Annotated in this window: 12 protein-coding genes; 1 reads left to right on the top strand and 11 read right to left on the bottom strand. The window is 31.7% G+C overall.

The genetic code is table 11. The annotated features are described in order from the left end of the window. Positions 1 to 260: 260 nt before the first annotated feature. Positions 261 to 1,454 carry an ATP-binding protein gene (locus tag Q0F04_RS06585; RefSeq protein ID WP_295751532.1) on the top strand — a complete coding sequence of 398 codons (1,194 nt, stop codon included), beginning with the start codon at positions 261 to 263 and terminating at the stop codon, positions 1,452 to 1,454. Positions 1,455 to 1,848: 394 nt separating this feature from the next. On the opposite strand, the gene Q0F04_RS06580 is transcribed toward Q0F04_RS06585, so the two are convergent. From Q0F04_RS06580 to pfkB, 11 genes are all read right to left on the bottom strand, one after another. Then, positions 1,849 to 2,634, bottom strand: a complete 786-nt coding sequence (locus tag Q0F04_RS06580; protein ID WP_295751529.1) for a Nif3-like dinuclear metal center hexameric protein — start codon at positions 2,632 to 2,634, stop codon at positions 1,849 to 1,851. Between the two features lie 8 nt (positions 2,635 to 2,642). Beyond that, entirely contained in the window at positions 2,643 to 3,608 is a 966-nt protein-coding gene (locus tag Q0F04_RS06575; protein WP_295751526.1) for an MBL fold metallo-hydrolase, read from the bottom strand. 16 nt (positions 3,609 to 3,624) lie between these two features. Beyond that, entirely contained in the window at positions 3,625 to 4,347 is a 723-nt protein-coding gene (locus Q0F04_RS06570; RefSeq protein WP_295751523.1) for a tyrosine-protein phosphatase, read from the bottom strand. Between the two features lies 1 nt (position 4,348). Further along, positions 4,349 to 5,209 (bottom strand): Nif3-like dinuclear metal center hexameric protein, encoded by an 861-nt coding sequence (locus Q0F04_RS06565; protein WP_295751520.1) that lies wholly within the window; start codon positions 5,207 to 5,209, stop codon positions 4,349 to 4,351. Between the two features lie 9 nt (positions 5,210 to 5,218). Next, positions 5,219 to 5,635: a PTS sorbitol transporter subunit IIB gene (locus tag Q0F04_RS06560; RefSeq protein WP_288577079.1), complete on the bottom strand. Its 417-nt coding sequence runs from the start codon at positions 5,633 to 5,635 to the stop codon at positions 5,219 to 5,221. Positions 5,636 to 5,705: 70 nt separating this feature from the next. After that, positions 5,706 to 6,506, bottom strand: a complete 801-nt coding sequence (locus tag Q0F04_RS06555) for a PTS system mannose/fructose/sorbose family transporter subunit IID (protein WP_295751518.1) — start codon at positions 6,504 to 6,506, stop codon at positions 5,706 to 5,708. Next, complete coding sequence (locus tag Q0F04_RS06550; RefSeq protein ID WP_295751515.1) at positions 6,499 to 7,278, bottom strand: PTS sugar transporter subunit IIC; 780 nt, start codon at positions 7,276 to 7,278, stop codon at positions 6,499 to 6,501. Before Q0F04_RS06550 ends, Q0F04_RS06555 begins: the two co-directional genes overlap by 8 nt. A 27-nt stretch (positions 7,279 to 7,305) precedes the next feature. Then, the gene (locus tag Q0F04_RS06545; RefSeq protein ID WP_295751512.1) at positions 7,306 to 7,788 is read right to left on the bottom strand and encodes a PTS sugar transporter subunit IIB; all 483 of its coding nucleotides are present in this window, start codon (positions 7,786 to 7,788) and stop codon (positions 7,306 to 7,308) included. Between the two features lie 221 nt (positions 7,789 to 8,009). Continuing rightward, a complete protein-coding gene (locus tag Q0F04_RS06540) occupies positions 8,010 to 8,702 on the bottom strand; it encodes an AAA family ATPase (protein WP_295751509.1) in 693 nt (230 codons plus the stop codon). Further along, the gene (locus Q0F04_RS06535) at positions 8,686 to 11,418 is read right to left on the bottom strand and encodes a sigma 54-interacting transcriptional regulator (RefSeq protein ID WP_295751506.1); all 2,733 of its coding nucleotides are present in this window, start codon (positions 11,416 to 11,418) and stop codon (positions 8,686 to 8,688) included. The genes Q0F04_RS06540 and Q0F04_RS06535 overlap by 17 nt, the downstream gene beginning before the upstream one ends. 3 nt (positions 11,419 to 11,421) lie before the next feature. After that, positions 11,422 to 12,324 (bottom strand): 1-phosphofructokinase, encoded by a 903-nt coding sequence (gene pfkB, locus Q0F04_RS06530; RefSeq protein WP_295751503.1) that lies wholly within the window; start codon positions 12,322 to 12,324, stop codon positions 11,422 to 11,424. Positions 12,325 to 12,328: the final 4 nt, after the last annotated feature.

The following is a 12,328-nucleotide window of genomic DNA, read 5'->3' as shown; positions in this document are numbered from 1 at the left end:
TTCCAACAGATAATATACTTTTCATAGTGACCTCCTATTGTGTTATGGCATCGACACCATAAGTGTTTTTAATCAATCCAATTATGAGTCGTAATCCACGTATTGACAATAGGAGGTCACTTCATATTATCTAGAAAATGTCATTTTCTTGTTAATTCAGCATGTAGAATTCAGCTATATTAGCCAAAAATGAAATTTTATTGATTTTGGCTAATATAGGCTTTATAATCTTGTTATAAGCGAAAGATGGTGAATAAGAAATGAAATTAATTAAACGTGAACAATATTTAAATAAATTAATCAATGTGGTTGGTACACCGGATATAAAAGTTATCACTGGTGTAAGAAGATGCGGAAAATCTAAGCTTTTAGAATCTTTTAAAACTTATCTAAAAAAAGAAATTTCAAATTGTAATATTATTCAAATAAATTTCAATTTACCGAATTATGAACATCTATCAACTTATCATGTACTATATGAATATATAGAAAGTCATTATGAAGAAGGCAAAAACAATTTTGTATTTATTGATGAAGTTCAAATGTGTGAAGGTTTTGAAAAAGCAATAAACGGCCTACATGCAAGTGAAAAATACGATATTTATATTACTGGATCAAATGCATTCCTATTAAGTTCTGATTTGGCCACCTTGTTCACAGGACGTACATTTGAGATAAAAGTATATCCCTTTTCTTTTCAAGAATATTTAATCTATTTTAATTGCAATGATCAATATGAGGCTTTCAACAAGTATATGATAGAGGGTGGTATGTCCGGTTCTTATTTATACAAAGATCAAGAAGCAAAATATGATTATATAGCAGATGTATTTGACACCTTAATCGTTCGTGACATAAAACAAAAATACAAAATTAGAAATGTACCCCTTCTAGAAAAAATCGTCGATTTTCTAATGGACAACATATCAAATTTATCTTCGGCAAGAAATATAACAAACAATTTAGAAAGTTTGAATGAAAAGGTGAATCACACAACGGTTTACTCTTATATGCAATATTTGTGCAATGCATTTGCTTTTTACAAAATCAGAAGATATGACATTAAAGGAAAAAAGTATTTATCTAGCAACGAGAAATATTATTTAAGTGATCATGCTTTTAGATATGCAAAACAAGGAACTAAAAACATGGACTATGGACGCATATTAGAAAATATAGTCGCTATCGAATTGCTTCGTAGAGGATATGAGGTTTATGTTGGCGTTCTATACAAAAAAGAAATAGATTTTGTGGCTGTAAAAAGAAATGAAAAAATATATATTCAAGTTTCAGATAACATAAGTGATGAAAAGACATTCGAAAGAGAAGTATCACCACTTTTACAAATTAAAGATGCATATCCTAAGTTAGTTATTGCCAGAACAAGAAATAACGAATATCAGTACGAAGGAATTAAAATAATAGATATTTCAGATTGGTTATTAAATAAATAAGACCATTAATAGAAATGTAGCTATTAAATTTGCATGTTCCGAAACCAAAATCTTAATATACAAGAAAAGACTTCAAATCACATTTGATCTGAAGTCTTTTCTAATCCAATATTCAATACATAGAACACAACTACTACCTGCATCTATCAATGATATTCCAACTGTAAAATAATCTTTTGTAGTTTTTTATTATGCAAATTTCAATCATAAATATAGAACTAATTCTTATATTTCTATATAAATATACCCACATTCACTGATGAAAAGCCTATTTATATGATGGTTTTTCAGATACATTAGACAGTATTTTCCATTATTGTGTACAACATCTATTCTCAAAGCCACACAATCAGCATGGGCAAGCAAATTCAAATACGAATTTGCTTGTTTTACATTATTTAAAGTATGAAATTCTAAATCCCTCATCCAAATACTCTACATCAAGATTCGGAAGTTTATCATTAAAATATTTCACCATGTTTTTTAAACCACCAATCTCACAACCCGCATGATTTACTACAATCATAGGCAAATCATTATCAATCGCGTATTGAGCATCTTTGTAGTTACTGATTCCATCATCCGCAACAATCACTACATCTGGATTGAATTCTAACATTTCAAAAATATCTGTTCCAGCACCCGTACCAATAGCCAAGTGAGATACTTCTTTATTTACATCCCCAAAGACATAAACACCCTCTTCACCATCATCTTTTAATACATTCGCAACATGCTTAGCAAGTTCAGAAACTGTTTGTGTAGGAATATCTGCATGCTGATAATATGAGTTAATCACTCTGTCTTTAAAATCAAATCCAAGTTTTTTAGCCCATACATCACTCACACCATATTCAGGTATTGAATCCCAAACATCATGACAACGATATACACAAATATTACCCTTACTTAATAAGTCTTTCTTATACTCAATAGACTCCACTAATTTAGTTTCCAAATGCGTTCCTGTCGTATAGAAAATATTCTCATGAGAAATAATAAAATTAATTTCTTTCTCCAATGCCTGTTCAATCACACTATTTGTAGCCACCCAACAAACACCAATCTTCTTTACTTCCTGATCATCATTTCCAAATAGAACACGATCCCTGGTACAACGATTCCAACGAACCCAAGTACCCTCTTGTTGTAAGTATTCAATCACATCTTTAATCTTCATAATCATACCTACTCAGGAATGACAGCTTCTTTTGTATATTTTAAATCACTACCCATTTGATAAATAAAACGAGCATACATATCCGTACCATAGAAATCTACTTTTGTATCATACCAATCCGGATGTGCAATAATACGATTTGCGGTATCCATAATGTATTGAAGTGTTTTTGGATGTAAATCAATAGTACCATGACCAGGGAAAAGACCTGAGACTTCTTCAATTCTTGGCATAAAATCTTGAATCGCATCTCTTAATGAATTAATTGTACAGAATTGTGGATATTCTGTATTATCACCAAATGCACTCGTAACATCTCCAATAAAGAAACATCCTGATTTATGATCTAAGAAACCAGATTGTCCAGCTGTATGACCAGGTAAATGAATCAATTCAACCACATGTCCTTGTCCTAAATCAAACAAATGATGATTTTCCACCCCGATAACTTCATAAGGAGTATAAGGAGGCAAATCCTTTTTATCAAACCATGTGTAAACAGGTTCTTTATTCTCATCTAAAATGAAATCTAAAGTATCTTCAGGTTTTTGATGTTCTTGAATCGTCTTTTGATCTGCATAATGACAATACACTTTATCAAAATGACTATTACCAGAAACATGATCCACATGAGAATGCGTATTACATACAATAACTTCTTTATCACCAATCAATTTATGAATTAACCCTTTTAAATCTCCCAAACCAAAAGCAGTGTCAATCAACAAAGCTTTTTCTGGTCCATCAATTAAGTAACACCACATTTCAGCAGTACGAATGCCATCATAGAAAATACAATATACATTTTCTCTGAATTTATAAACCTCTGCATATGGATTTATTTCTGGATAAAATTGTTTTAAAGTACTATATTCACGCAATACTTTTAAAAATGACCATCTTGATGGTTTTTCTTTTTCAGGATTTAATAATTTTGTCTTTAAATCCGATTTAATATATCTAGGATCCTGCATATTCGTCCTCCTAATTTTAGATTATATATTTCTTAAACAACAAATCTCGATTCAATTTATATTCCGAATTAAAGTATTCTTCTAATGAACCATATTTTTGTAGTATGGCTTCAAATGAAGATTCCAACAATTCAGAATGAACCGAACATACATACACCAAAGTATCTTTTACAGGCTGTGGATAATCAGACTGTAGTAATTTGGGCATTAAATGATTTTTAACAGACTCATTACTCTTCAAGTAATCATCAAATATTGTTTGTTTATCACAACCAAATAAAGATAAAACTAACGCTGCAAATATACCCGTACGATCTTTTCCTCCACCACAATGAAACAAAATTCCATCATCCGTTGTTTCCATTAATGAAAACATATTCTGGTAAGCCGTATTTGAGAAAGGAATCACTTTATATCCATTGACAATAAAAGAAGATAAACCAATTATTTCCTCAGCAGAAGACTGCTTTGTCACAAGTCTAGGAAAATAAAAATCATTGATTCCTGTTTTTGGCATTAAACAACACCAATTATGACGCGTAAATCTTGGATCACATACATAGTTATCTTCTTCTCTTTCCGAGTCTGAACGAAAATCAATTATTGTACGAACACCAAGTGCGTATAGCTCATCCCAATCTTCCTTTTGAAAATCAAATGGAGCTTCTGAACGAAATAATTTTCCCTCTTTTATTTTCGGATATACATCATGTAAATCTCTAAAATTTGAAAATCTCATATTACTTCACAATATATTTATAATTGTCACCACTCTGTTTAAACCAAGCAGGAACATGACACTGAGCAGCTTCATCCAAATATGTTAACATATATTCCATTCCAGGCTCTTCCAAGTTAAAGTGTCCCATACCAAGTGCAACACGATTCTTATCTAAGCAGCCACTGTCACGAATATATTCAGCGTATGTAAAGTCAATCAATTCCATAGTCAATAGACAATCAATATCACTCTTATCTGTATTCACAATTTGTTCTTTCGCATCACCAAACACATGGAATAATACAGCCGCCTTTTTAATTTTAGTCTGATCATTACCAATTAATTTAATACCATTCAAATTACATGTATCAACCAATTGCTTAGCTAAATCCGTAGCTTCAATCGCATGATCAAACTCATAAGCTGTAGAACACTCAAGCGTATCATCCATTGCATTTACAGTATTTTTGATCATCTTATCCCAATTCATCTTCTTAGCTAATCCAAGGAAAATACCATCAATATAAGATCCATTATAAGGAATACCTGAATGAATATAATCATGATTTCTCCAAACCACAATTCCATGATCATCCAACAATTGTTTCTTCTCTAAATACACTTCATTCTTAGACTCTTCAAGCCACTCTCTGTGATCACCATGATTCCAAAATAAAGCTTCATGACAAATAATGAAATTAGCACCTTTTTCAATCGCAAAACGAATTACATCCACACTAGCCCAACAAGTCGTTACAACACCTGTACACTCTTGATTGGCATCACCATAAAGAATTTGATCTCTTGTAGTTGCCTCGTCAATCGTTCCATATCCCTTATGATACTTCTTAATATTTTCAATCATTTGATTAATTAGCATAGTTACCTCCTATTCATCATCTTCATCAACACTTGCTGCCATTTTATTGACATACACCAATTGATTTTTACATTCCATCAACATTTCTTCAACATCTTCAGAAGTTAAACACTCATCTTCTGGAGCTAAGACAAAAGATAAAGCCATAGGCAAACTCATTCCACAAATAACATGAACTTTGTCTGACATATAAGGATAGAATTTCTGATAAACACTTCCTCCCATCATGTCAACGAGTACAACAACTTCATCTTCATCATCAAAAGAAGCAAATAATTCAGCTACAACTGTATCAATGTCTTTTGTTTCATCATCCAAATACGCATTAATATCATAAATAGTCTTTGTTGCTCCAGTTAAAAAATCAACAGTGTCTTTCAGCCCATAAGCCAATTTATGATGAGACGCAAATATAAATCTTCTCATTGTAATCCTCCCTTTTCCATGAACGCAATAATAGCTAAAGGAGCGTTTCTCCTTTAGCTACTTTTTGTTATTAAGCAGTAAATATTCCAGTTGCAGCTCCAACCCAAGATAAAATAATGATGATTAAAATCATTTTTGTCATCTTCACTTGTTTTTTATTCATGAAGAAATAAATTAAAGCAACTGCGACAACTGGTAATAATTTAGGCATTACTCCATCAATTAAATCTTGAACATTCATTGTTACATCACCATTTGTGAATGATAATCCTGTTGACAAGTTAACAACAGAAGCAATCAATGCCCCAACAACAGTTAAACCTAATACAGAACAAGCTTCAGTAAATACAGTGATTTTTTGACCTAATTTAGTAACAACATTAATACCCATGTTGTATCCCCATTCAACTTCAAGAATACGAACAGCTAAGAATGCGAATGTGAATACAGCCCACATGATGATACCTAGAGGATTTCCTTGCATACCCATACTAGCAGCAATGGAACCGAAGATTGTTGGAATCATTGCCCAACCAATTGTATCACCAATACCAGCTAAAGGACCCATGATACCTACTTTAAAGTTGTTTACGGCTTCTAGTGAAGGAATTCCACCTTCATCTTCAATACCTAGAGCAGCACCCATAACAAATGGTGAGATCCAAGGCATTGTATTATAGTACTTCATTGCATTGTTTAATGAAGCTTTAAAATCTTCATCATTTGGATACATTTTACGCAATAATGGATAAACTGCAAATGCATAAGAAGGAGCTAATTGTGTTTCATAGTTAAAAGTTGAAATACCAATCAACCAACGTTTAGCGGCCTGACGACAATCTTTTTTAGTTAAAACTTTTTCCTTACTCATCTTCTAGATCTCCTAAAGAACTAGCAGCACCTGCTGGAGCAGTTGCAGCTCTCATTTCTTTTTTATAAATTTCGTAAGCAGCAGCTAAACCAACTGCACCTACACCTAATACTGGAACATTTAAATAAGCTGTTAAAACAAATCCAATGATTAGGAATGACCAGTATTTAGAAAGTGGCATGTACATTAATAACATGGCCATACCTACACCAGGAAGAACACCACCAGCAACTGATAAACCAGTTGTAAACCATGCTGGCATGAAGTCTAACACTGCATTTACTACTGTTGGACCAATTGCAACACATAAGAATACTGGTAATGCAGAACATAAACCATAGAATATAGGTGAAATTTTAACCATATTTAAGAATGATTTGAATTTTCCTTCTTCAATCAAACTCATTTCTTTGTGCATTAAGAAACCATTGAAAATTTTATAGATAACATCGAAGTTAACACCTAACATTGCAACTGGAAGACCGATTGCTAAACCAGCTTCCATTCCACGTCCTGTCGAACATGCAATAGCCGTTGCGATAATAGCAGCTACAGGATAATCCGGCATTGAAGATCCACCAACAGCTACAACACCCATAGACATTAACTGAAGTGTTGCACCAATATATAATCCTGTTGCAGCATCTCCCATAATCAATCCTACTAACCAACCACAAACAATTGTATTAAACGCAAACAATTGAAGGGTAACAGTATCAGTCATTTTCCAATACGCGACCAACGTAATTAAGATAATTTGAACGGCAGTCATAATTTTTACTCTTCTCCTCTATTAATTTTATAAGCTGATTTTTGAAGTTAATGGCTCAGCCTTATCCGTAGTTGTAAATTGAACATCTACTTTTGTACCATTTTCAATTAACTTCTTATAAGTTTCTTTTTGTGAATCCAAAATACTAGCACGTGAGCTTACTGGAGTTCCTTCTGTCTTATTGTTACGAGTGATACCCACTACGATACGAGGAATCTCTTGTCCAGCTTCTTGTAAGTGCAAGAAAATTTCAGGTTTTTCACAAACAATGAAAACTTTGTGACTATCATACTTTCCAGCTTTGAAATTATTGATAGCTGTTTCTTCAGTGATGATAGAACAAGCCATACCTGCTGGTTTTCCTAATCGCATGCTTTCTTTAATGATAGGATCATTTGCAGTCTTATCATCAATAACCATAACACGTTGTGCTCCTGATTGAGGTGCCCACATAGTGGCTACAATTCCATGCAATAAACGATAATCAATTCTTCCTAAAATAATACTCATTTCGATTATCTCCTTTCTTGTTTTCACCCTTTATATAGCAAAAGTCGTGCCAATTTGTGTCTTTTACATCAAAATTATTCATTTTAAGCCTAATAACGCCATTATTTTATTCAAAAATTTTTTTAAATTTTTTTTAAAACAATCTAAATCACATCCACAGACACTAATCACAGACACTAATTCTTATTCTGTCGTTCGTTTCTATTCTAAATTAAAAAGAACTACCTTGTCGATAGTTCTATTTCTATATTTGGACACTTTTTAGAATCCAATACATACTGAATATTCTTAGAATCCGATTGCTCATAAAACTGAATAGCTTTATCCAGTCCAATTGATAAACTCTTTCGCTTTATCAACCTCTCTTTTAATATACTTGGATCTACATTTAGAAATACTGAATCATCACACAATGGTAACAACTCATTCCAAGGTGCATCTTTAGATAATAGATAATTCCCTTCAATTAGTACAATATCACTTTGAATATACACCTGATTCTCAATTGGCTCATGAATCATTCGAGAATATATTGGCCATAAACAATCTTCCTCTTTTGTTTTTAAAATATAAGATTTTAATTTTTCTACATCAAACGTATTGCGACTGCCTTTTTCATTCAATAAATCATGTTCTTTTAAATAATCATTATAAAAGTGAAAACCATCCATTCCAATTGTTTGAAATGTACAAGAAGCATTTAATGATTTAAACAACTCTTCCAAAAATAAAGCCAAAGTACTTTTTCCACTTCCTGGACAAGCTGCTAAATAGACTATGATTCTACTTTTCTTTGTTTCGTATAAATGAATCCATCTTTGAAGTAATGGAATCAATACATCATGAATATCCTCCATGCTGTAATAGGCATTTACTTCATTGCCATTCACAATGAATTTATTCATCGTCTTCATTTGACTGTGACTCTTTCATATTATTGATATACATATAAATATATTCTGCTTCTTCCACAGGAATATCTATACGATAATACTTTTCCACTTTTTGGAAAGACTCTTTTAATTGATAATAAAAATCCTTAAACAACAAAGAACAATCATCAATTGATTTGGTGTATACATCAATACCTTCTTTTAATACAAGTCTTTCAATCAAGCAACAAATGTGTACATATAATCCAAAGCAGATGTTATTAGAGAATACAACATTCATCTCTCTTTGAAGAACATTCAATGAATCTGCTACATATTCCAACAACTTATCTGGATTCAAGAAAGTCAAACTCATAATAATATTCGTTAAAGAGAAGTTCTTTAATAAATTTTGTTGGAATTGATTCATTTCTGCAGGCGTAATCATACCTTCAAAATAAGTCCATAAGAAATCGAATGATTCATTCATAATAAAGTTTTCTAGAGAGACAAACTTTAAATTTGGAATTTTAGGATCTAATGTTCCAATAATACAAATCACTTCATAACGATCAAAGAAATCCGATTCCAATTGATTCTTCACCAACGTAGAATAATCATACGTTAATACTTTAACAGGAATCTTTTCAGGTAAGGAATCCTCTAAAATCTCTTTCAATTTTTCAGCCGTACCTATTCCTGTTGCACAAGAACATAAGATAATTTTTTCTTTTTCTTTACGCTCTGTAATTTTATAATTTGTCTCCAACATTCCAATAGACTCATCAAAAATGTGCTTCAATGGCTCATTTTTAATTATGCCCTCACCAACGAACAACGCAAATTTGGTTGAAACATTGTTTGCGATGGCAATATTAAAATCCGTAGTATGTGACAAATGATCATATATTTTTTCTAAAGAACCCATATCTACTAATAAAATCAAATCCTTTATCTTTGTATATCTATCAATAAAAGATTTTAACTTAACCAATATTTGATCTGTCGTTGTATCTAAAGGCATATCGATTGCCTCAAATACATAATGGCCCAACATTTCATTTACACTTGAAGCTATTGAAGAAGCTGTCGCATAGCCATGCGCCAATATCACACCTACTCTTTGTTGTTGTTCAGATAATGTTAATGCTTTCGATAAATATAATGTTAAACATGATAAGAAGAACTCATTCACATATAAATTTAAATGCGATTCTATCAATTCATTCATGGCTGAAACAAGCTTATATTCATTCGCATAATATTTCTTGATCAGACCAATAAAAACATCATATGAATCCGTACTTAATTTAGAGTATGTAGAATAATTCGAAAAATAATCCACCAAATACATACAAATTACATTAATATCTTTATCTTTTAAATTACATCGATATTTCTGATTCACCATTTCAATAATGGCTTTTAATGAATCAATAATATTTATGTTGGAAGCATACAATTCACTCTGATCAGAAAATAAAATCTGATTGATTTGTTTATTTACATGTAAATAAATATGATCAAAATACTCATCAATTAAAATTTCATTATTTTGAAGCTTAACCGTCCATTTATCTACTTCTTTTAATACCGTTTTGTCTGTATCCTTTTTTGATTCCTCTTTTAATTGGTCAATCGTCAATACATGATGTTCCATAAAAGAAATTGTTCGATTCGCAAAATTCAATGTATTCGGTAAATGCAAGTTATTTATTTCAATATACTCTTTATTTTTATTCATGAATAACGCTGTCATACATGTTTGTCGAATACAATTTTCTAATTCTCCAACATTCCCTTCAAAGACTGTGTTCAATAAAGTTTGATAGGCTAATGAAGAAATCCGAATTTCTTTTTGAATTTGTTTTGATTCACATTCCAGTAAATAAACAATTAAATCTGCCTTTTCCTTTAGTCCACGTTGTTCCAAAGATGGAATATGAATTTGGATAGGTATACGTCTTAACAATGTTTTTAATAATGCTTTCTTAGGATCTTCTGTTGTCGCAAACACTAAAAACACGTTTGAATGATAAACATTTTCATTATCCCCAATCTGCCTGTAACTTCCATTATCCATAAATAAGAATAACTTTTCCTGACATTCAGGTTTTAGACAATGCACTTCATCCAAAAAAAGCACACCACCATCTGCTTGATGAATTAAGCCAGGATTATCATGGTCTGCACCAGTAAAAGCTCCCTTTTTATATCCGAATAAGTAGGCCGTTAAAAGCTCTGGGTTATTGGCATATTCTGAACAATTGACATGGACAAATTCAGCATCCTTTTTTAAAATACTTTGATTGATTCCATATTCATATATTTTTCTCGCAATCAAACTCTTTCCAGTTCCTGTTTGACCATACAATAACGTTGGTAAACCATTAGGCGGATAACTGATACTAGCTTTACATGTTTCAACGACCCCTCTTAAAGAACCATCATATCCATTCAAAGTTTGAAAATCTTTTTTATCTTCTACTTCTAAAAATTCCATCAATTCCTCAATGGATCCAAAAATATTTTTAGGAAGAGAAGTATTATATTGTTTTGAAATGACTTCTTTATCCAAAAAGAGTACTGGACGAGAATTAATTTTAATTAAAGCTCCTGTATTATAATAATCATTCAAATTTTGTGAGACCCAATTACGTGAAAACCCTAATACTTTACCTACAACAAGCGCACTGTTTTTTTCATACTCTCCACTAATTGTATTTTCCTTAATATACTCACTAAGTTTTGTTTCCATAATCTACTCCAATGTTTTCATAGCCTCCATGATTTGCGGATACGTTGCTAAACCAGAATGGAAGGCTGTTGCACCACCACAAGCAGTCGCAAGTTTTAATGCTTTAGAGTAATCTCTTTCTTTTAATACTCCAGCGATAAAACCAGCTACCATTGAGTCCCCGGCACCGACTGAATTTACAACTGTACCTTTACAAACTCCTTGCTTGTATATTGTACCATTTTCATCAATTAAAATTGCACCGTCTTTTGCCATTGAAATCAAAACATTACGAGCACCTAATGCCTGTAATTTCTTTCCACAAGCTACAATATCTGAATCATTTTCTAATTTCATACCAAATATTTCTTCCAATTCCAAGTTATTTGGTTTAATCAAAAATGGATGATAAGGCAGTGTTTTCATCAACAAATCTTTTTCTGCATCCACCACAAAATCAACACCCTCATTTAAGACTTCAATCACTCTTTGATAAGAATCCGATTGAAGACTCGATGGAATATTCCCTGATAAAATTACCATATCCCCTTTTTTAAATGTTTTAACAATTTCCAATAATGCATCAAAATCTTTATCTTCAATTACTGGACCTTTTCCATTGATTTCCGTTTCCTCATCCGATTTCATCTTAATATTGATTCGTGTCATTCCTTTTTCTACTTCAATAAAATTTGTATGAATCCCCAAATCATGTAAGCCATCTTTTAATGCCTTACCAGTAAATCCACAAATAAATCCCAATGCAGTACTCGAAACTGATAATTCATTTAAGATACATGAAACATTGATTCCCTTTCCTCCATAATACACATTTTCTGTTTTGTTTCGATTAATTTGACCAGCTTTAAAATGATCCACTTGGATAACATAATCTAATGCTGGATTAAAAGTTATTGTATATATCATACTT

This window comes from uncultured Holdemanella sp. (genome assembly GCF_934772795.1).
In the GTDB taxonomy this organism is placed as follows: domain Bacteria; phylum Bacillota_I; class Bacilli_A; order Erysipelotrichales; family Erysipelotrichaceae; genus Holdemanella.
This window is presented reverse-complemented; position numbering and strand designations above follow the sequence as displayed.